A 20,028-nucleotide genomic window follows, 5' to 3' on the forward strand; every position below is an offset into this window, starting at 1 on the left:
TTAGGCGGGACGCCGGCGCGCGCATGCGCGCCGCGTGTCGTTGCGTCGCGGACCGATGTTCGCGCCTGCGATGTCCGCTTGCCAAATGCTTATCGCGCCATCTGGTTTTGTTATATCGAAAGCGCTTCATCGCCGGCCGGGCGGCCGTAACAAAAGCGGTCCGTGCGCCGGCAAGTCCTTGAGTCCATAACGATATGCGGGTGCGTTCGCGTAATACGCGCGCCCATCCGTTTCGCGAATGTGTGCGCTTAGCGAAAATCTAGGGACTAACCCGGCCTGGATACGTCGGCTTTCCATTCGTATATTGCGTCCTGCAAGAATCTGCCTAAAAGGTGGGACGGGTGTCGGTCTCGCGCGCGGATAAAAATCAAAACTCAGGATGACGAAATGGGACGTTCAGATGTCAAGCAATGGTTCGCGCGCGTGCGTACGCGCGGCGCGGCCTCGTGGCTCGCTGTCGTGTCGGCGTGCGCGGCAACCGCGTTGATCGCGGCGTGCGCCACGACCGACAACGCCAGCCATGCCGCCAAGACGCCGTTGGCCGTCGTGCCGCCGGTCGTCGATTGTTCGAAGCTGGCCGCGGTCGACCTCACGGACATCGGCGGGGCAGGCAGTTCGATTGCGTCGGCGAATGTCGTCGCGTCGAAGATGCACAACGGCGCGACGGTCAACTATTGCGTCGTGAAGGGCACGCTCGCGCCGGGTAATCGCTTCGAGATCGCGCTGCCGGTCAGCTCATGGACGCAACGGTTCGCCGAACTCGGTTGCGGCGGCCTTTGCGGAAACATCAACGACCCGACCTCGCAGGACTCGTTCTCTTTCAGCTATACCTGCCCGCTGGTGCAGGAAGGCGGCTTCGTGACGGCCGCGACCGATATGGGTCATACGGGCGACCGCGCGAAAGACGGCGGCGACTGGACCACCGATGCGCAACGCCGCGCCGATTTCGCGTATCGCGGCCAGCACGTGACGACGTTGGCGGCCAAGAAGCTGATCAAGGCCTATTACGGACAAGCGCAAAAGTATGCGTATTTCGTCGGGTGTTCCGACGGGGGACGCGAAGGGCTCATGGCGGCCCAGCGCTATCCGACCGACTATAACGGCATCGTCGTCGGTGCGCCGGCCGCGCACTTCAATATCCAGAACTCGCTGTTTCATGGCTGGAGCGTGATGTCGCAGAGCTCCACCGGCGATCTGTCCGGTGTGGCGACGCTCTATGCGGACAAGGTCAAGGTGCTGCACAAGGCCGTCGTGGCCGCGTGCGGCGGCCAATCGGGCGTCGCCGACGGGCTCGTCGTCGATCCGCGTACCTGTCATTTCGATCCCGCTTCGATCGCATGCCCGAAGGGTGCGGCGAACACGAGCCAGTGTTTGACGCCCGCGGAAGTCGCGACCGCGCGCAAGCTCTATGGCGGCCCGAAGGATGCGGCCACGGGTGAAGCCATGCTTGCGGGTTCGCCGCAATACGGTTCGGAGATCAACTGGATCGGCGTCGAAGTGCCGAATTCGAATTCGACGGCCGCGCCGGTACCCGTCGCGAGCCCCGGCGTGTTCAGCTTCCTGATCGTATCGGGCGCCTACAAGCTGATTTTCCCGGACAGCGAAGCGGCGGTGCGCGATCTCGGACGTTTCGGTTATACGGACGCGAGCTTCTATGCGAAGTCGCTGTCGGCGACGCATCCGCTGTTCGATGCGACGAGTCCGGATCTGTCGGCGTTCAACAAGGCCGGCGGCAAGCTGATCCTCTGGCATGGTTGGGCCGATCAGCATATTTCCCCGAAGTTCACGATCCAGTACTACGAGGCGCTGCAAAGCACGATGGGCGCGTCGGCCGTGAATGACTTCGCGCGTCTGTACCTCGTGCCGGGTGTCGATCACTGCGGCACGCCCGCGAGCGAAGGGTTCAATCAGATCGACCTGATTTCGCAGATCACGGCTTGGGTCGAACAAGGTACGGCGCCGAATGCGGTCATGACCTATACGGATCCGACGAATAGCGCGCTCAAGGCGTCGCGCCCGGTCTATCCGTATCCGGCCGTTCCGCAATACACGGGCACGGGCGACTGGCACGACGGTGCGAACTGGAAGCAGGGCGCGGCGCTCTATACCGAACCGACGCAGCAATGGGCGGGCGCGTCGTTCTATCAACCCTATGCGCCGATCATGGAAGGGGTCGCCGCGCCGTAATCGAATCCTGGGTGGGGGGCTGAGCGAGTGCTTGGCGCGGCTTCCCACTATGATGAGGGCCTGTCCATTTCGCGAGCCGCATGCGTGCGCCACGTTTGCATCGAATGAAAATCTCAAGCCGATTGGTCTGGACCCTCGTGGCGTCGTTGCTGTTGGGCGCGTGTCAAAGCGCGCCTGTCGTGTCGTCCAATGCGACGCCGTCGGGCGGCGATCCCGCCGCGCCGGTCTATGGCGCGGAACTTGAAGGGTTTGCGTACCCGTACCCCGTTGCCTATTTCAGCTTCCATTCGCAGCAGCAGGATCTGCGCATGGCCTATATGGACGTCGCGCCTGCCGCGGGCAAGGCGAACGGCCGCACGGCCGTGCTGCTCCATGGGAAGAATTACTGCGCCGCGACATGGGCGCCCACGATACACGTGCTCAGCGATGCGGGCTATCGCGTGATCGCGATCGACCAGATCGGCTTTTGCAAGTCGAGCAAGCCCGAGCACTATCAATTCAGCTTTCAGCAACTCGCGCTCAATACGCACGCGCTGCTCGAATCGCTCGGCATCGGTCCCGTCACGATGATCGGACATTCGACCGGCGGCATGCTTGCGATTCGCTATGCGTTGACGTTTACCGATCAAACGCGGCAACTGGTCCTCGTCGATCCGATCGGTCTCGAAGACTGGCGTGCGAAGGGCGTGCCCCCGATCTCCGTCGATCAATGGTATGCGCGCGAGCTGAATACGAGCGCCGACCGGATTCGGACCTACGAGAAGAACACCTATTTCGCGGGTCAATGGCGCGACGACTATGAGCCCGCGGTCCAGATGCTCGCGGGCATGTATCGAGGACCGCAACGTGCGCGTGTCGCATGGAATTCGGCGCTGCTCTACGACATGATCCTTACGCAGCCTGTGTATTACGAGCTGTCACAGATCCGCACGCCGACCTTGCTGATCGTCGGCGACAAGGATACGACCGCGATCGGCAAGGAATACGCGCCCGCCGATGTGCGTCCGACGCTCGGCAACTATCCCGCGCTCGCGCATCACGCGGCGTCGGTCATTCCGCATGTGCGCCTCGTCGAATTCCCCGACGCCGGACATGCGCCGCAGATGCAGGACCCGGCCGCGTTCCATGCGGCGTTGCTGCAAGGCCTGTCCGACCCGGCGGTCGCGCGATGAGGGGTTGACGTAGCGACGCGGCGAGGTGTCGAAGCTGCCGCGCGTCGACGCCTTGACTCATCGACCCATCGACCCGTCGACCCGTCGACCCGTCGACCCGTCGACGCCGCAGCGCATGGCTTTATCGACGCCTTGGTCATGCAAGCCGCGCAAAGCTGATATGCGTCGCACGCGCATTGCGTTGCATAGGCCCCCCTCATACTCTAGACAGACGCGGCGGGGTGCCTGAAGCCCCGACGCCATTCAAACAAAAGATCGGAGACCTTCATGACGGCCTGGGCCGTCATGGCGACGTTCGGCCAGGGGCATGACGGCTTTTGTTCGAATTCGCGTCGCGCGCCGCGCGGCGTGAAAGACCGCCGCCGGGCGTCGAGCGCGCCCGATGCGACCTATCGTTCGTGCGGCCCGGCACGATATCGGACATGCCGGGCATTTCACTCTGGAGACCTGAATTGAGCCATCCCTCGCAGCGACGTGAGCGTGCAGTGATCGCCGCATTGGCACTGACGTCCGCCTTGTGTGCCGCGTGTGTTCCGGGAATCGCGTCGGCCCGCGCCTCCGAGGCCGTGACGGCCGTGACGTTCATCGACGTGATTCCGAACCAGTTCGTCCCGGGTAACGAAGACAAGGCGCAGGTGCTGCTCAAGCAAATGAACGCCGATACGCAGCGCGATCCGGGGCTCGTGTCGTTCGCGATTCTGCAGGAGACGTTGCACGGCAATCACTTCACGTTGTACGAAGTTTGGAAGGACGAGCGCGCATTCGATGCGCATACGCAGGCGGCGCATACGCGCGAGTTCAGAAGCGATTTGCAGCCGCTGATCGGCAGCCCCTACGAGACGATCGTCACGACGCCGGCGCACTGAGTCATGGGTGTCCGCTCGTGGAAATCCGCCGTCGCGCTGCTCGCGTTTCCGGTGTCGATGATGGCGGTGGCCGGCACGACGATGCTGTCCGCCAATGACGGTATCGAGACCTTCAGCGACGGCGCGTATCACGTGCTGCCGGGCGCGTCCGAAGGCTCGTTGAGCGCGCTCGATATCTCGACGATGCCGCCGCGTCTGCTCTGGACGGTGCCGTCCGAGCAGACGGCCGCGGGGCCGCCCTCGGCCGTCGCGGTCACGCCCGACGGAAAGCTCGCGCTCGTCTCGAACGCGGCGATCCGCGATCCGGCCGCGCCGACGCGGCGTCTCGACGAAAAGGCGCTGCTCGTCTACGACCTGTCGCAAGCGGTTCCGAAGCTAATCGAGACACTGCCGCTCGAACGTCGGCCATGGGGCATCGCCATCGATCCGTCGGGGCGTCATGCGCTCGCGGCCGACGGCGACGGCACGGTCACGTGGCTGACGATACAGGGGACGCAGGTCCGCGTGGCCGAGGTCGTCTCGCTGGGTCCGCCGAGCCTGAAAACGATGGCCACGGCCTTTACGAAGGACGGTCGATGGGCCTTGGTCACGCGTCGCGGCGATGCGGGCGTGACGGCATTGCGGATCGACGGCGACAAGATCGAACCCGTGCGCGATATCACGGTGGGCTCGAATCCGTACATGGTCATCGTGAGTCCGGACGGACGCTATGCGGCCGTGTCGGATATCGGTCATGTGACGGGCGATCGCAATAGCGTCACGCTGATCGATCTGCGTTCGGTGCCGTTCCGTGCCGTCGATGTGTTCTCGGTCGCGTCGACGCCGGAAGCCATTGCGTTTTCGCCGGATTCGAAGCGGCTCGCCGTGGATTCGATCAACGGCAGCAATATGAAGCACGACGATCCGTCGAGTTCGGCGCATAGCCTGATTCAGCTCTTCGACGTGTCGGCGCGGCCGGTCCGGCAGCTCGGTGCGACGGAGGTCGGCGCCAATGCGCAAGGCGTCGCGTTCGCACCCGACGGCGCATCGCTGATCGTCCAGGATTTCGCGAGCAATAGCCTGCTCGTATTCGGCGCAAGCGAAGCGGGTTTGTCGCCGCTCAAATATCAAGTCGCCATGCCGGGCGCGCCGAGCGCGCTGACGGTTTTGGATTCGCAGTAAATCGAGGCGCGCCGATGCGATGCCGCGCGATGCGGCATCCGCGGGCGTGTCCATGAACCCTTCGCCAGGAGACATCATGAAAATCGTATCGTCGTCCGTTCTCGCGCTTGCCGCATGCATCGCCATGCTGGGTGTGAACGCATCCGCTCAGGCCGATGTCGACCATGCGGGCATTTATCAGGTCACGTTGATTAACGTGCTGCCCGACGCGGTTCGTCACGGCAATGGGGTCGACACCTTGTTCAAGGACGTCAAGGCGACGCTCGAAAAGGAACCGGGCATCGTCGACGTGCAGGTCAATCAGCAAGTCGGGGCGCCGTATAACTTCACGCTGATCGAGCACTGGAAGGATCAGGCGTCGCTCGATGCGTCGAATGGCAGCGCGCAAGCGCACGCGCTCGACGATAGGCTGAAGCCTTTGCTCAGCGGCCCCGTCTATCGGCGCGTGTTCAAGGCGTTCGAATGATATGCGTCGATGGGTCCGACTGATCGGGCCGGCCGGTCGCATGCATCGGCGATGTCATAATACGGCGACCTTCACTTTCGGAATCCGCCGCGGTCGCGTCGTCGCTGCGACGACACCCGCGGCCGGCGTCGTCGGCCATGAATTCGGATGACCTCGAAGTCTTCGCCCACGTGGCGCGGACAGGTAGTTTTTCGCGCACGGCGATGGAGCTCGGCGCGAATCAATCCACGATCAGCCGACGCATCGGCATGCTCGAAGCCGAACTCGGCGTGCGGCTGTTTCGACGCGGCGGCCATGGCGTCGGCTTGACCGAACGCGGCGAGCAGTTGCTCGGTTACGCCGTCTCGCTCGAACGCACGCTGACGGATGCCGCGGCCGCGATGCGCGGCGGCGAGCGCGGGCCGGCAAGCCTGACGATCGCGGCGCAGCCGACGATCGCGAGAATCATGTTCGGCCGCCTCGGACATCGCCTGACCGCGCGTTATCCGGACACGCGGATCTGTTACGTCGAAGGGCTCGCAAGCCAGCTTCTGAGCCGTCTGAGCGACGGGGAAATCGATCTCGCCGTCATGTACGTGCCCGAGCATCCGGGTGCGATGCAATACGACGCGTTGCTGTCCGAAGAAGTGTGCGTCGTCGCGCCGCCTGATTTTGCGCTGCCCACGGGATCGTTCGACGTGAGCGCGCTCGGCGATGTCCCCTTGATCCTGCCGAGCACGCATCACGGTCTGCGCTTGCTCGTCGAGACGCTGGCGGCCCAGCATCACTTCACGCCGCATATCGCGTTCGAGTGCGACGGGTCGATCTCGTTGACCAAGCGCCTCGTCATGGAGCGGTGCGGCTGCACGGTATTGCCCGCGGCTTCGGTGATCGAGGAGTGCGCGGCGGGCCGGCTTCAATGCGTGCCGTTGTCGAATCCCGTCGTGCGGCGCGATGTCGCGATCGCGTGGCCGCAGAAGCGCGCGATGTCCGAAGGGGTGGGTTCGGTGGTCCGGATGATCCGCGATCTCGCGGCGGAACTCGTGAATCAAGGCGCGTGGCCCGGCACGCTGCTGCGCGAGCAACCCGTCATGCCTGCGTGGGCCGTGTGAGCGTCGAACGCGCGGGGCAGGTACGTGCGGTTGTCTCGCCGCCCGCCGACCCCGTGCAGCTTCACCGTTCGGATGCTCAACACCTGGCTACTCGCCCGCTAACCACTTAACTGCCTAGCCGCAAGCCGCTAAACCGCTAAACCGCTAAACCGCTAAACCCTTAAGCCGCTTAGCCACTTAGCTGCTTAGCCGATTCGTGGGCGTGATCTGTAACGGATCCGTGCGCAATTCGATGACGGCGGGCACGCCTGCGCGTCGGGCCCGTTCGAACGCGGCGGGGAAATCCTCGGTCCGTTCGACGCGTTCGGCATGCGCGCCGAATGCGCGTGCGAGCGAGATGAAATCCGGATTCGCGAGGCGCGTCGCCGATACGCGTCCCGGATATTCGCGTTCCTGATGCATGCGGATCGTGCCGAGCATGCCGTTGTTGACGACGATCGTGATCAGGGGCGCGCCGAATTGCACGGCCGTCGCGAGTTCCTGCGGGTACATCATGAAGCAGCCGTCGCCGGCAAAACACACGACGTCGCGCTCGGGACTTTGCAGCTTGGCGGCGATCGCCGCGGGGAAGCCGTACCCCATCGCGCCGTTGGTCGGCGCGAGTTCCGTGCCCGGGCTTTTATAGCGATAGAAGCGGTGGACCCAGACCGTGTAGTTGCCCGCGCCGTTCGAGATCACGGCATCGTCGGGCAGGACCTCGCTGAGATGCGCGACGACCTGAGCGAGATCGACGCCGTTCAGATCGGGCGGGCTCGCGGGCGGTGTCGAATGCGCGAGATAGTCGTCGCGCGCGGCGTCGGTCCATGCATGCCAGCGTTGCTGGATGTCGGCCTCGATCGGCGTGACGCCGTCGAGCGCCTTGGCGAACGCCGAGAGCGACGCACAGATCGGCAGACGCGCCTGATAGACGCGGCCCAGTTCTTCGGCATCGGGATGGACGTGGATCAGCGTCTGCCGTGTCACGGGGCTTTCGAACACCGTATAGCCCGACGACGTCGTTTCGGCGAGCCGCGAGCCGACGACGATCAGCAGATCGGCGTCGCGCGCGCGTTGCGCGAGTTTGGGCGATACGCCGAGGCCCAATTGGCCGACGTAGTGCGGGTCGCGGTTGTCGAACAGATCCTGGCGCCGGAACGATGCGGCGACCGGCAAGCGATGGGCGTGGACGAATCGCTTGAGCGCGGCGTGCGCGTCGGCGTGCCAGCCGGTCCCGCCGACCACGACGAGGGGCCGTTCGGCCTGCGCGAGCAAGGCGCGCAGTTCATCGAGCGCCGCGGGTTCGGGGGCCGCATGCGCGATGCGGGTCGGCGGGGCGTCGACCGCCGATGCCGAATGGAACAGCACGTCTTCGGGCAAGGCGATGACGACCGGGCCCGGACGTCCCGACAGCGCGATCGCGTAGGCCTTCGCGATCACTTCGGGAATCCGTTCGATGCTGTCGATCTCGGTGACCCATTTGGCGATGCCGCCGAACATCTGGCGATAGTCGACTTCCTGGAAGGCGCCGCGTCCGATGAAAGCGCGTTCGACCTGTCCGATGAACAGCAGCATCGGTGTCGAATCCTCGCTGGCCGTGTGCACGCCGTTGCTGGCATGCGTGGCGCCGGGGCCGCGCGTGACGAAGCAGATGCCTGGCCGGCCCGTGAGCTTGCCGTACGCATCGGCCATGTTCGAGGCCGCGCCTTCGTGGCGTGTCGTGATCGTTCGGATGGCGGGCGTGTCGTGCAGCGCGTCGAGCACCGCGAGATAGCTTTCGCCGGGCACGCAGTAGACCGTGTCGGCGCCGTTGCGGGCCAGGGCATCGACGAGGATGCGGCCGCCGTTGCGCAGCGCTGCGTTGTCAGACATGGATTTCAAGCTCCTTGTTGCGGGTTTCAGGCAGAAAGATCGCGACGGCGAAGACCACCACGTAGGAGGCCGCGGCCCAGACGCCGATCGATTCGGCGAGGCCGAACGACGCGCTCGACAGGCCGACGGCCGCGGGCACGAGCGAGCCGATCCCTCGACCGAAGTTGTATGAGAAGCCGCCCGCCGACGCGCGGATCTGCGCGGGAAACAGTTCGGTGAAACACGCGCCCATGCCCGACACGATGCCCGACTGGAAGAGTCCGAGCGGAAAGCCGAGCACGAGCAGCGTCGACAGCGGCAGATGCAGCAGGGTGTAGGCGAGCACGGTCAGCGTGGCGCCGGCGGCGGACAGGGCGAACGTCGCGCGTCGTCCGATGCCGTCGCTCAGATAGGCCATGCCGATATAGCCGCAGAACGAGCCGAAGATGTTGACGGCCAGATAGCTCGTGGTCAGGTTGACGGTCAGGCTTTGCGTCTGGCGCAGATAGGTGACGAGCCAGGTCAGGATCGTATAGTTGCCGCCGAGCGCGCCGGCCGCCATCAGCGACGCGAGGATCGTGCGCGATAGCGTGCCGCGTCCGAAGATCAGCGCGAACGTGGCGAGCGTGCTGTTTTTTTCGCGGAATTGCGAGGCGGCTTCGAAGGCGTGGGACTCGTCGATATTGCGGCGCATCCAGAGCACGAGCAGACCGGGCAGCAAGCCGATCAGGAACATCACGCGCCAGGCCAGGTGTTCGGGAAGCAGGCCGAACAGAATCCAGTACGCCAGTGCGGCGAGCGCATAGCCGACGGGCCAGCCGCTTTGGACCGATCCGACAGCGCGTCCGCGAATGCGCTTGTCGACGACCTCGCCGATCAGGATCGCGCCCGCCGCCCATTCGCCGCCGAAGCCCAGGCCTTGAAAACTGCGTGTGAAGAGGAGTTCGTGGAAGGAGTTCGTGAAGGCGGACAGGCCCGTGAACGCCGAGAACCAGAGGATCGCGAGCTTGAGCACGCGCACGCGGCCGATGCGATCGGCGAGCACGCCCGCGATGACGCCGCCGATCGCCGATGACACGAGCGCGGACGTGCCGATGATGCCGGCTTGTCCCTTGGTCATGCCCCAGGCCGTCAGAAGCGTCGGAATCGCGAATGCGAAGAACTGCACGTCCATCGCATCGAGTACCCAGCCGAGAAAACACGCCCAAAACGTGCGCTTCTGAGGGCGCGTCATCGTGCTGTACCACGGTTGCATCACGTCTATCTCCGTCATCTCGGTCAGGTGGAACGCGACCTGTTTGCTTTTGTTGTCGTCCGCGCGCCGATCCGCTGTGCGGGTTCGGCATCGTCACGGTCCGTGCGGGGCGAACCCGCTCGGCGCGAGCGATCACGGCAGCGACAGATTATGCGGGGCGGTGCCGATTGCACGGGTGCGCGGCGTGCATATCAGCTATGCACGGCTGGCTGGCGGCGATGCGCAAAGGATGCGGCCGGACGTGATCGGACACGGCCGGCGGGCGAGCATGGGGCGATCGAACGGGCTAAGCGGACACGGCTAATCTGACACGGTTAAGCGGACACGACGCTGATCGAAAAACCGTCCCAACCTTTTGCGCCGACTGTCTGGACGGCGGTGGTATCGAGGCGCGGATCGGCGTTCGCCAGTTCGAAATATCGTCTCACGCCGATGACGTCGGGATCGGTGTTGTGTGCATCGCCGACGCGGCCTTGGCGAACGACGTTGTCGCCGATGATCACGGTGCCGGCGCGCGAGAGCAACAAGGACAGCCGCAGGTATTCGGGATTGTTTTCTTTATCGGCATCGATAAAGACGAAGTCGAACGGTTCGATTTTTTCGTCGACGAGTCGCTGAAGGCTCGACACCGCTGCACCGACGATCACCGTGACCTGATGCGCCAGACCTGCCGCCGCGATGTTTTTTCTCGCGAGATCGGCGTAGTCGGCGTTGGCCTCCAGCGAGATCAGATGACCGTCGGAGGGCAGGGCGCGGGCAAGCCAGATCGTGCTGTAACCGCCGAGGGTACCGATCTCGAGAATGCGTTTCGCGTTTTTCAGTCGGGCTAGCAGATGGAGCAACTTACCCTGATTCGGCGCGACGTTGATCGGTGGCAAGCCTGCTTCGGCGCTCGACCGCAGGGTCGAATCAAGTGCGGCGTCGGAACGCACCAGGGTTCGCGAAAAGTAGTCGTCGATGGCGGTCCATTGATCTTGACTCACGTGGGTGCCTTGCTTGGGTTGGGGAGTTGACGATTTTCAAGGTTGGGCGCTATGCGACAAAGCTCGACTTGTCGAAACGATATCGGCCTGGGTGATATGGCCGAGTGTGATTCGGCAACGGCGTGAGGAAGCGGCGTGCGGACGACCCTCACCGAACGGTCAGTTCGCTTCAGGGATCGAATGCCGCAATGTCGATAAAGCCGCGAGCAGATCGATCACCAGCGCCACCACCATCGCGATCACGCCGATCGCAAAGAGCAGCCGGTAATTGCCGCCGCTGTGCTGAAAGACGAACGACAGCGCATACGCCGCGGCCGCCTGGCACAGCGCGAACGCCACCGTCGCGGTGCCCCATGCCGACTTCTGCTGCGCCGGATGATGCGGAAGCAATTCGCCGATGCGGCCGAGCATCAGCGGGACGGTCCCGGTCACGAATGCGCCGACGACGACGCTCGACACCATGAGCCAGATCGAACCGAGCCCCGCGGCGGCGAACGCGACCGCCACGGCTTCGAGCACGAACGCGAACCGAAGCGCCGCGCGAAAGCCCGCCCGATCGGCCAGATGGCCGGCCAGAAGCGGCCCGAACGTCGCGCCGAGCCCGAACAGCACCCAATACGCCGCGGCGACTTGCACGCCTTCGCCCCGGCCGCGCGCGATGTAATCGACGAGGAAGATCATGTGCGGCACCCAGCCGGCCGCGTTCAAACCGTATTCGACATAGAGCGCGCGCAGCGTGCCGACCTTCGGCGCGGCCCGATGATGAACGGGCTCGGCGTTCGATGCCGCTTCACGCGGCCAGCCATGCCACGCGACGACGACCAGCACGCACGACACCGCCCCCAGACCGAACCACGTCTCGCGAAGACCGTGTGCAAGCAGGAGCGGAACGAGCGTCCCCGACGCGGCCACACCCGCGCCGATGCCCATGAAGATCACGCCGCCGGCCACGCCGCGTCGCGCGGCGCTCACGTGGGCGAGCACGGCGGGCGCGGCCAGGACCATCAACGCGCCGCCCGCGAGACCCGACGCGAAGCGCCAGACGAAGAACCAGGCGAAGTCGAGCGGGAACGCGCACGCGAAGAACGAGACGGCGGCGATCAGCATCATGGTCCTGAGCACGACGACCACCGACACACGTCTCGACAGCGGTCGCCCCGAAAGCGCCCCCGCGAGATAGCCCGCGAGGTTCGCCGCGCCGAGATAGGCTGCGGACGACGCCGCGAACCAGTGCTGCGCCACGAGGGCGGGCAACAGCGGCGTATAGGCAAAGCGGGCCAGTCCGATGCCGATCAGGCTCGCGCAGAACGCCGAAAGCACCGCTCGCCAAGCGGGAACCTCGGGCATCGCGGCCGGGCGGCGGGGTTCATGGGGCATGGTGGTCGACATCGCGGATCCTCCTGGCTATCATTGTTTGTGATTATGATTCCGCTGAGTAAGCTGAAAAGCGAATTATCTAGATAGGCGTTATCGTTTTGTGCGATAGCTGAGTGGCAGGCCGAGCGTCATCGACGGATAGGCCGAGTGGCCAGACAGGGAGTGCTTCGATGGACGTATCCGATCTCAAAGTGTTCGAGGCCGTGGCGCGGCTGGGCAGCATGAACCGCGCGGCGCAGGCGCTGCATACCGTGCAATCGAACGTCACGGCACGGGTCCGCGCGCTTGAAGGGAGTCTGGGTGTCACGCTGTTTCAACGGCATGCGCGCGGCGTGACGATGACGCCGGCGGGCGAGCGCCTGCTGCCGTTCGTCGGGCGCATGACGCAATTGCTCGCGGACGCGCGAACGGCTGTCGTCGAGGACGGCGTGCCGAAGGGCACGCTCCATCTCGGCAGTCTTGAAACGACGACGGCGCTCAGGCTCGCGCCGGTCCTCGGCGATTTCGCGCGGACGTATCCCGCTGTGCGCCTCGTCGTGACGACCGGCACGTCCCGCAGGCTGCTTGACGATGTGCTCGACCGGCGTGTCGAAGGGGCGTTCGTCGCGGGGCCCGTCGATCATCCGGACGTGCACCAGGAGGTCGTGTTCCGCGAGGAACTCGTGTTGGTCACGACCCCGGCGATTCGCGCGGTCCATGAATTGAAGGGCATTCCCGATCTGAGAACCGTCGTGTTCCAGATGGGGTGTTCCTATCGGCAGCGGCTCGAATCCGTGTTGGCCGACGCGGGCATCGTGACGGCCAAACCGCTCGAATTCGGTTCGCTCGATGCGATCCTGAGTTGCGTGTCGGCAGGCATCGGCGTGACGTTGTTGCCGCGTGGCGTGGTCGCTGTCGCGGAGCGCGAAGGCCGCGTCGCGATCCACGCGCTGCCGAGCGATCGCGCATGGGTCGATACGCTCTTTATTCGTCGCAACGACGCTTATGTGTCGAGCGCGATGCGCGCGTTCGTCGAGACGGCGCGCGCCGATATGTCGAGAACGGATCGGTGAGCGATGTGGGCGGACGCGACGGAGCGCTTAGCGGTCCAGGTCGAAGGCCTGGCGCACGACGTCGGTGACGCCTGCACTCAACACGAGTTCGCTCTTGTCCAGACGATCCAACGGATACCAGCGCGCCTCTAACGCATCGTCGGCGGCGAGCGGCTCGCCGTCGAGCCATCGACACAGCACGGCGACGAGGACGAAGTGATGTTGCCACGCGCCCGATCGATCGGCATCCAAGGCGTCGATCGCCGTGAACACGTGCAGCGCTTCGGTGGTTACCGATGTTTCCTCGAGGATTTCGCGCACCGCAGCCGCGCCGATGGACTCTCCATAGTGGATCTTTCCGCCGGGCAAGCCCCAGAGCCCCGCATCGGGCGGGTTGCGGCGTTGAACCAGCAGGACGTGCGCATCGCGGATGACGACGCCGATGACCGCCGCAACGGGCGCGGTGCGCGATGTCGACGATTCAATGCGTGGGATGTCGAGAGGCTCGTTCATATCTGCGAGTGTGTGTTGCCCACGGCACGGATGCCGCGGTTTGCGGAAAAGCGATCGCCTGATACGATTGCAACTGCAATTCATTCGGCCGCGGCGATCGCTTCGTCGACGGCAAGCATGACATAAGACGCGCCGTGCGATCGGACCTGCGGCATCGCGCCGCACGGCCTCACGACAGGAGACGATCACGATGAACTCGACCGAGCCGACCGGCTTTATCGGATTGGGCACGATGGGCGAGCCGATGGCGATGAATCTTTGCAGGGCGGGCGTGCGGCTCGTTGTCTGGAACCGTGCCGCGGACAAATGCGATCGGCTCGCTGCCGCCGGCGCGCAGATTGCGCCCGATCCTCAAGCCGTCTTCGCACAGTGCGAGCGCGTCATCCTGATGCTCGCGAACGGCGATGCCGTCGATGCGGTGCTCGGCAGGCACACGCCGCCCCTATTCATGCGAACCGTGCGCGATCGTATCGTCGTCAATATGTCGACGGTCGAGCCCGGTTACGCGTCGATGCTGGACGCGGACGTTCGGGCGGCCGGCGGACGCTATGTCGAAGCGCCGGTCTCGGGCTCGCGAAAACCGGCCGAGCTCGGCGAGCTCGTCGCGATGCTCGCCGGTGCGCCCGACGATCTGGCCGCGATTCGACCCATGCTCGCCCCGATGTGCAAGACCTCGGTGATGTGCGGGCCCGTACCCGGCGCGCTGACGATGAAACTCGCCGTTAACGTCTTCCTCATCACGATGGTGACGGGGCTTGCCGAGGCGGCCCATTTCGCGCTCTCGCACAGACTCGATCTGGCGCAATTCGCGGAGGTGCTGAACGCGGGCCCGATGGCCAGCGCCGTATCGCGGATGAAGCTCGACAAGCTCTGTACCGGCGACCTCTCGCGTCAGGCCGGCATCTCGGACGTGCTCAAGAACACGCGCTACGCCGTCGAGGCCGCCGAGGCTGCAGGTGTCGCATCGCCGTTGATGAACGCATGCCTCGCGCTCTATGCGAGGGCCGAGTCGATCGGCTATGCGGGCGATGACATGATCAGCGTGGTCCATGCGTTCGCGCGCCCGGACCTCGCCTCGCGATGAGGCGATCGGGTTGCACGCGCCGGCGCGCCTCGTCTTGGCGATGCGCTGATCGGGGCACCGGCGCGCGCCTTCTTCGGATACTGCTCAAACACGCGGCACACGGCTGACGTCGCTCCCCGTGGGTGTCCCTCCGGGATTTCCCTGATGTGTGATGTATGATGCATCAGGCAATATGCATCAAACTTTACGAGAGACACCATGACAAGCCCGAACATTGACTCGATGCAGGCGAGCGTCGTGCTCGATTGCCGTCAATGCCTTGGCGAAAGCCCGGTCTGGGACGCGCGGACCGCAACGCTCTACTGGGCCAATATCCACGACGCCCAGGTCTGGGCGTGGGACCCGTCGGGCACCGCCGCGCCGCGCTGCTATCCGCTGCCGGAGCGTGTCGGCGCGATCGGGTTGCGCGAGGCCGGCGGCCTCGTGATCGCGCTCGCGTCGGCTTTCGCCTTGCTCGATCTCGACTCGGGCGCGCTCGCGCGGATCGCGGACGTGCCGTCGCCCGCGCCGCACACGCGGCTCAATGACGGACGCGTCGACCCAGCGGGCCGCTTCGTCTGCGGCGGGATGAACGAGCAGACGCCGCAGCTTCCGAATGCGCGCGTCTATACGCTCGAACGCGATCATCGCGTGAGCGCGACGCTCGACGGCATTCACTGCGCGAACTCGACGTGCTGGAGTCCCGACGGCGCGACGCTCTACTTCTCCGATATGGCGACGCGCCGCATCGACGCGTTCGACTACGACGTCGCGACCGGGGCGATTTCGGGCCGCCGTCCGTTTGCGACGATGCAGTCGGCCGGCGCACCCGATGGTTCGGTCGTCGATGCGCAAGGGTATCTATGGAACGCACAGTGGGGCGGTGCGAAGGTCGTGCGCTATCGGCCCGACGGCACGATCGACCGCGAAATCGCATTGCCCGTGTCGCACCCGACATGCGTGGCGTTCGGCGGCCCCGATCTCGACACGCTGTACATCACGACCGCCTGGTTTCTGCTTGACGATGCGACCCGCGCGCGCGAACCGCATGCGGGCAGTCTCTTCGCGATCAAGCCCGGCGTGCGTGGTCTTAGCGAGGCGCGTTATGCAGGGTAAGCCCTTGTTTTGCGCCGACGACGCGCGAATCTGTTTCCCGGACAATGCTGGGCTGTGTGATATCCGCACGGTTCATCAAGGGACCGTGTCTACTCCCGGGACGAAATCGATATGAAAGTCTTCGACAGAGCATCGCTGAGCGAGCAAGTTGAACTGGCACTCAAGGAAGAGATCATCGGCGGCCGCATGCTGCCCGGTCAGCGCATCAACGTGACCGACTTTCAGGCCGCCTGGAAAGTCAGCTCGACGCCGTTTCGCGATGCCGTGCGCGCGCTCGAAATCCAGGGCTTCGTGACCGTCGAGGCGCGCAAGGGCGTCTATGTCGCGCCGATCAACGCGCAGTCGATCAGCGAGATCTTCGATCTGCGCATCGCGCTCGAATGCATGGCCGTGGAGCGCGCGACGCCCGCGGTCCCCGAGGCCGAGGCGAAGCGTGTCTATCAGGCTTATCTCGATGCCGAAGACGCGTGCAAGCGCGGCGACACGTCGCTGCTGCAGACCACGGACCGTCTCGTCCACGAGCTGGCCCACGTGCACTGCGGCAACCCGCGGCTGCAAAAAGCGCTGTCCTCGCATATGGAGCTCATCCGCTGGGCGCAACGCATGATCGTGCGCAAGGTGTCGGCCGCGTACGAGATCGCGCTGCCCGAACACATCGCCATCATGAAGGCGGTCTGCGAACGCGATGCCGAAGGCGCCGCGCGCGCGATGCGCAAGCACCTCGAAAAATCGCGCGAGCGCTTGAGCACGCACATCAGCTCTGCCGACGTAGAGCGTTCTTACTCCACTCCACCCACATGAAGATCCGGAAGATTCAATCGTTCATCTTGCGTGTTCCGTTGGGCGACAAGCTGTTCTACTCGTCGCAAGCGGCTTTCCCCGAACGCAATAGCTATCTCGTGCGCATCGAGACGGACACCGGCCTCGTCGGCTGGGGCGAAGGCGGTCAATACGGCCCCCCCGAGCCCGTCGCGACGTGCATCGATCGTGTGCTGGCCCCGAAGCTCATCGGGCGCGATCCCACCGAACCCGTGCGCATCTGGGAAGAGCTCTATAACTTCTCGCGCGACTTCGGGCAAAAGGGCACGTATATCGAAGCGATGTCGGCCATCGACATCGCCCTCTGGGACATTGCAGGTCAGGCCGTCGGTCAACCCGTCTGGAAGATGCTCGGCGGGCGTTTCCGCGAATCGGTCGCCGCCTATGCGACGGGCTGCTACTACCCGCAGGATTTCAGCCGCTTGCCGGTGTTGCTCGACGCGCTCGAAACGGAAGCCGCCGGTTATGCCGAAGCGGGCTTCGAATTCCTCAAGGTCAAGATCGGACTGTTGAGCCTCAAGGACGACTTCGAACGGCTCAGCGTCATTCGTCGCGCGGTCGGTCCTCAGATCGGCATGCTCGTCGACGCGAACCATGCGTACAACGCGTCTTCCGCGATCCGCATGGGTCATATGATGGCGCCGCTCGACGTGCGGTTCTTCGAGGAACCCGTGGTGCCCGAAGACAAGGCCGGATACCGGCGCGTGCGGCAGGAAAACCCGATCCCCGTCGCGGGCGGCGAATGCGAGTTCACGCGTTACGGCTTCGCGGAACTCATCGGGACGGGCTGCGTCGATATCGCGCAACCGGATCTCGCGGTGTGCGGCGGCTTCACGGCCTTGCATCAGATTCTGGCCTTCGCGAGCACGCACGGCGTGACCGTGATTCCCCATGTATGGGGTTCGGGCATCGCGGTCGCCGCGGCCTTGCAGGCGATCGCGACGATCCCCTTGATTCCGCATACGGCTAATCCCGTGCCGTTGCAGAACGAGCCGGTCATCGAATTCGACCGCAAACACAACCCCTTGCGCGACGACCTGCTCGAGCATGAATTCAAGCTTGAAAACGGACGCATCGCGATACCGGACGGACCGGGCCTCGGCGTGACGGTCAAGGAGTCCGCACTCGAACAATTTCTGGATCGATAAACGGAGGATATCTTGGAGAGGTTTGCCAACAAGCACGTGCTGGTGACGGGCGCCGCGGCGGGTGTCGGGCAGGTGGCTGCGATACGGTTCGCGAAAGAAGGCGCCGACGTGTCCATTCTCGATTTCCAGAGCGCCGAGACCACGCGCGCCGAAATCGAGAAGCTCGGTCGCCGCTGCACGGTCTACCGATGCGATGTGCGCGACGAACAGGCTGTCAACGAGACCGTGGCGCAAGCCGCGGATGCCTTCGCGGGACGCATTGACGTGCTGATCAACAACGCGGGGTTCAACGGGCATTACAACCTCGTGAAGGACATGCCGCTCAACGAATGGAGCGAGACGCTCGCGATCAATCTGACGGGCACGATGCTCGTCACGCGCGCCGTGTTGCCGCGCATGATCGCCGCCAAGCGCGGTGCGATCGTGAGCACCGCATCGAACGTCGCGCGGCGCGGCCTGCCGTATCGCGCCGACTACGTGTGCTCGAAATGGGCGCTGCTCGGCCTGACGCAGACGCTCGCGCTCGAAAACGCGTCGCACAACATTCGCGTGAATGCGGTGTGCCCGGGGCCGGTCGAAGGCGATCGCATCGAGGACGTGATGGCCCATCACGCGAAAGTCGAAGGGAAGTCGCTTGCCGACGTCCGCAAGGCCTGGGAAGAGGCCGCGCCGATGAACCGGTTCGTGAAGCCTGACGAAGTCGCGAACGCGATGCTGTTCCTCGCGAGCGACGAGTCGAGCGCGATGACGGGGCAGGCGCTGAACGTGACGGGCGGTTTTCTGATGACCTGAGGTCGCGCCCGGCTCGACGGAGCCGGGTTCCAAAGTCTTGGCGGCACGACGGATTCGAATGCGGTCGGTCGCGACGCCAAAGCGTGGCGCAATAACATTAACTACATGGAGACGTAAATGTTAGGAAAGCGAAACAACACCTGGATGCGTTATGGACGGCTTGCGGCGGGTCTCGCGCTCGCGGCGACCTCGTTGACCACGTCGTTCAGTGCGAATGCCGACGGCAGCAAGGGGCTGGTCGCGTTTTCGCAGTCGGGCATGGAAAACGAATGGCGTGTCGTGAACACGAAGGAAATGGAGAAGGCGTGGCGCGCGGCCGGCTACGACTTTACGTGGACCAACGCGAACTGGGATCCGGCCAAGCAGCTCTCCGACGTCCAGGATTTGCTGTCGCGCAAGCCCAAGGTCCTGATCGTCGAGCCGGTCGAATATGAGCCGGCCGCGCCGGTGCCGGGCCTGGCCCAGAAGGCGGGCGTGCCGCTCATCGTCGCCGATCGCGCGCTGCCCGGCGAACCCGGAAAGAACGGCTGGATCACCTTGCTGACGATCAGCTATGAAGATACCGGCGAACGCGTGGCGAACGACGTCGTCGCTCAACTCACGAAGAAGAACGGCAAGCCGCAGGGCAAGCTGCTGCACGTGACGGGCAATACGGGCGCCGCGCCGGTGCTTGAAGAGCAAAAGGGCTTGAACGCCGTGTTCGCGAAGAACCCCGGCATTCAGTTCGTCGGTACGTGCGACGGCCGTTATAGCCGCGACGGCGGCCGCAAGTGCACGGAAGATTTCCTTCAGTCGTTCCCGAAGGGTTCGATCGACGGCATCGTGTTCGACAGCGATGACGAAATGATCGGCGGCCTCACGGCGATCAAGGCGGCCGGCCGCGACGACCTCAAGGGCTATCTCTGGGGCAAGGACGGCACCGCCGATGGCCTGCACGCGATTCTCGACGGCTGGGCGAGCTACACGGTGCAAACGCCGCCGACGTTCGGCGCGCAAGCGGTCAAGGCGTACACGGATTCGCAAAGCGGCAAGCCCGTCGCGCCGGTGCTCTACTCGGACAAGAAGGAGTTCGACGCGCATACGCCCGAGCATCGTGCGCTGATCGAGCAACGCCTGAAGGAACTCAAGGCAATGGGAGTGGGCTGCTGCTGATCGGCAGAC

Annotated in this window: 18 protein-coding genes; 13 read left to right on the forward strand and 5 right to left on the reverse strand. The window is 64.6% G+C overall.

What is annotated here, in order from left to right:
- Positions 1–387 precede the first annotated feature (387 nt).
- The 6 genes from D7S86_RS07090 to D7S86_RS07115 all read left to right on the forward strand — a co-directional run bounded on the left by D7S86_RS07090 (position 388) and on the right by D7S86_RS07115 (position 6,943).
- Positions 388–2,187: a tannase/feruloyl esterase family alpha/beta hydrolase gene (locus tag D7S86_RS07090; protein ID WP_121084924.1), complete on the forward strand. Its 1,800-nt coding sequence runs from the start codon at positions 388–390 to the stop codon at positions 2,185–2,187.
- A gap of 104 nt (positions 2,188–2,291) precedes the next feature.
- Positions 2,292–3,359, forward strand: a complete 1,068-nt coding sequence (locus D7S86_RS07095; RefSeq protein ID WP_121084926.1) for an alpha/beta fold hydrolase — start codon at positions 2,292–2,294, stop codon at positions 3,357–3,359.
- A 566-nt stretch (positions 3,360–3,925) separates the two neighbouring features.
- Positions 3,926–4,225, forward strand: coding sequence for a putative quinol monooxygenase (locus tag D7S86_RS07100; RefSeq protein WP_158601885.1), 300 nt, complete (start codon positions 3,926–3,928; stop codon positions 4,223–4,225).
- A gap of 3 nt (positions 4,226–4,228) precedes the next feature.
- Complete coding sequence (locus D7S86_RS07105) at positions 4,229–5,386, forward strand: YncE family protein (RefSeq protein WP_121084930.1); 1,158 nt, start codon at positions 4,229–4,231, stop codon at positions 5,384–5,386.
- Between the two features lie 76 nt (positions 5,387–5,462).
- The gene (locus tag D7S86_RS07110) at positions 5,463–5,852 is read left to right on the forward strand and encodes a putative quinol monooxygenase (RefSeq protein WP_158601886.1); all 390 of its coding nucleotides are present in this window, start codon (positions 5,463–5,465) and stop codon (positions 5,850–5,852) included.
- 137 nt (positions 5,853–5,989) lie between these two features.
- Positions 5,990–6,943 carry a LysR family transcriptional regulator gene (locus D7S86_RS07115; protein WP_121084934.1) on the forward strand — a complete coding sequence of 318 codons (954 nt, stop codon included), beginning with the start codon at positions 5,990–5,992 and terminating at the stop codon, positions 6,941–6,943.
- Between the two features lie 177 nt (positions 6,944–7,120).
- On the opposite strand, the gene D7S86_RS07120 is transcribed toward D7S86_RS07115, so the two are convergent.
- The 4 genes from D7S86_RS07120 to D7S86_RS07135 all read right to left on the reverse strand — a co-directional run bounded on the left by D7S86_RS07120 (position 7,121) and on the right by D7S86_RS07135 (position 12,397).
- On the reverse strand, positions 7,121–8,791 hold the full coding sequence (locus D7S86_RS07120) for a thiamine pyrophosphate-binding protein (RefSeq protein ID WP_121084936.1): 1,671 nt from the start codon (positions 8,789–8,791) through the stop codon (positions 7,121–7,123).
- The gene (locus D7S86_RS07125; RefSeq protein ID WP_121084939.1) at positions 8,784–10,025 is read right to left on the reverse strand and encodes an MFS transporter; all 1,242 of its coding nucleotides are present in this window, start codon (positions 10,023–10,025) and stop codon (positions 8,784–8,786) included. The genes D7S86_RS07120 and D7S86_RS07125 overlap by 8 nt, the downstream gene beginning before the upstream one ends.
- Positions 10,026–10,339: 314 nt before the next feature.
- Positions 10,340–11,008, reverse strand: coding sequence for an O-methyltransferase (locus D7S86_RS07130; RefSeq protein WP_121084941.1), 669 nt, complete (start codon positions 11,006–11,008; stop codon positions 10,340–10,342).
- A 159-nt stretch (positions 11,009–11,167) separates the two neighbouring features.
- A complete protein-coding gene (locus D7S86_RS07135) occupies positions 11,168–12,397 on the reverse strand; it encodes a YbfB/YjiJ family MFS transporter (RefSeq protein WP_420813210.1) in 1,230 nt (409 codons plus the stop codon).
- A 158-nt stretch (positions 12,398–12,555) separates the two neighbouring features.
- Between D7S86_RS07135 and D7S86_RS07140 the strand changes: the two genes are divergently transcribed.
- Positions 12,556–13,437, forward strand: a complete 882-nt coding sequence (locus D7S86_RS07140; RefSeq protein WP_121084943.1) for a LysR family transcriptional regulator — start codon at positions 12,556–12,558, stop codon at positions 13,435–13,437.
- A 27-nt stretch (positions 13,438–13,464) separates the two neighbouring features.
- Here D7S86_RS07140 and D7S86_RS07145 read toward each other — a convergent pair whose 3' ends face one another.
- Positions 13,465–13,929 (reverse strand): NUDIX hydrolase, encoded by a 465-nt coding sequence (locus tag D7S86_RS07145; RefSeq protein ID WP_121084945.1) that lies wholly within the window; start codon positions 13,927–13,929, stop codon positions 13,465–13,467.
- Between the two features lie 190 nt (positions 13,930–14,119).
- Between D7S86_RS07145 and D7S86_RS07150 the strand changes: the two genes are divergently transcribed.
- The 6 genes from D7S86_RS07150 to D7S86_RS07175 all read left to right on the forward strand — a co-directional run bounded on the left by D7S86_RS07150 (position 14,120) and on the right by D7S86_RS07175 (position 20,019).
- Positions 14,120–15,013: an NAD(P)-dependent oxidoreductase gene (locus D7S86_RS07150; RefSeq protein WP_121084947.1), complete on the forward strand. Its 894-nt coding sequence runs from the start codon at positions 14,120–14,122 to the stop codon at positions 15,011–15,013.
- Positions 15,014–15,211: 198 nt separating this feature from the next.
- On the forward strand, positions 15,212–16,108 hold the full coding sequence (locus tag D7S86_RS07155) for an SMP-30/gluconolactonase/LRE family protein (RefSeq protein ID WP_121084949.1): 897 nt from the start codon (positions 15,212–15,214) through the stop codon (positions 16,106–16,108).
- A 111-nt stretch (positions 16,109–16,219) separates the two neighbouring features.
- Entirely contained in the window at positions 16,220–16,909 is a 690-nt protein-coding gene (locus D7S86_RS07160; protein WP_121084951.1) for a GntR family transcriptional regulator, read from the forward strand.
- A 26-nt stretch (positions 16,910–16,935) separates the two neighbouring features.
- Complete coding sequence (locus D7S86_RS07165; RefSeq protein ID WP_205962758.1) at positions 16,936–18,075, forward strand: mandelate racemase/muconate lactonizing enzyme family protein; 1,140 nt, start codon at positions 16,936–16,938, stop codon at positions 18,073–18,075.
- A 12-nt stretch (positions 18,076–18,087) separates the two neighbouring features.
- Positions 18,088–18,867, forward strand: a complete 780-nt coding sequence (locus tag D7S86_RS07170) for an SDR family NAD(P)-dependent oxidoreductase (RefSeq protein WP_158601887.1) — start codon at positions 18,088–18,090, stop codon at positions 18,865–18,867.
- A gap of 117 nt (positions 18,868–18,984) precedes the next feature.
- Positions 18,985–20,019, forward strand: a complete 1,035-nt coding sequence (locus tag D7S86_RS07175) for a substrate-binding domain-containing protein (RefSeq protein ID WP_121084957.1) — start codon at positions 18,985–18,987, stop codon at positions 20,017–20,019.
- Positions 20,020–20,028: the final 9 nt, after the last annotated feature.

It is taken from the genome of Pararobbsia silviterrae, assembly GCF_003628125.1.
Classification (GTDB): Bacteria; Pseudomonadota; Gammaproteobacteria; order Burkholderiales; family Burkholderiaceae; genus Pararobbsia; species Pararobbsia silviterrae.

Bases quoted from the DNA above. Each gene is read 5' to 3' on its own strand.
- D7S86_RS07090 (WP_121084924.1), top strand. From the start codon at position 388: ATGGGACGTTCAGATGTCAAGCAATGGTTCGCGCGCGTGCGTACGCGC.
- D7S86_RS07095 (WP_121084926.1), top strand. From the start codon at position 2,292: ATGAAAATCTCAAGCCGATTGGTCTGGACCCTCGTGGCGTCGTTGCTG.
- D7S86_RS07105 (WP_121084930.1), top strand. From the start codon at position 4,229: ATGGGTGTCCGCTCGTGGAAATCCGCCGTCGCGCTGCTCGCGTTTCCG.
- D7S86_RS07110 (WP_158601886.1), top strand. From the start codon at position 5,463: ATGAAAATCGTATCGTCGTCCGTTCTCGCGCTTGCCGCATGCATCGCC.
- D7S86_RS07115 (WP_121084934.1), top strand. From the start codon at position 5,990: ATGAATTCGGATGACCTCGAAGTCTTCGCCCACGTGGCGCGGACAGGT.
- D7S86_RS07120 (WP_121084936.1), bottom strand. From the start codon at position 8,791: ATGTCTGACAACGCAGCGCTGCGCAACGGCGGCCGCATCCTCGTCGAT.
- D7S86_RS07125 (WP_121084939.1), bottom strand. From the start codon at position 10,025: ATGCAACCGTGGTACAGCACGATGACGCGCCCTCAGAAGCGCACGTTT.
- D7S86_RS07135 (WP_420813210.1), bottom strand. From the start codon at position 12,397: ATGTCGACCACCATGCCCCATGAACCCCGCCGCCCGGCCGCGATGCCC.
- D7S86_RS07140 (WP_121084943.1), top strand. From the start codon at position 12,556: ATGGACGTATCCGATCTCAAAGTGTTCGAGGCCGTGGCGCGGCTGGGC.
- D7S86_RS07145 (WP_121084945.1), bottom strand. From the start codon at position 13,929: ATGAACGAGCCTCTCGACATCCCACGCATTGAATCGTCGACATCGCGC.
- D7S86_RS07150 (WP_121084947.1), top strand. From the start codon at position 14,120: ATGAACTCGACCGAGCCGACCGGCTTTATCGGATTGGGCACGATGGGC.
- D7S86_RS07155 (WP_121084949.1), top strand. From the start codon at position 15,212: ATGACAAGCCCGAACATTGACTCGATGCAGGCGAGCGTCGTGCTCGAT.
- D7S86_RS07160 (WP_121084951.1), top strand. From the start codon at position 16,220: ATGAAAGTCTTCGACAGAGCATCGCTGAGCGAGCAAGTTGAACTGGCA.
- D7S86_RS07175 (WP_121084957.1), top strand. From the start codon at position 18,985: ATGTTAGGAAAGCGAAACAACACCTGGATGCGTTATGGACGGCTTGCG.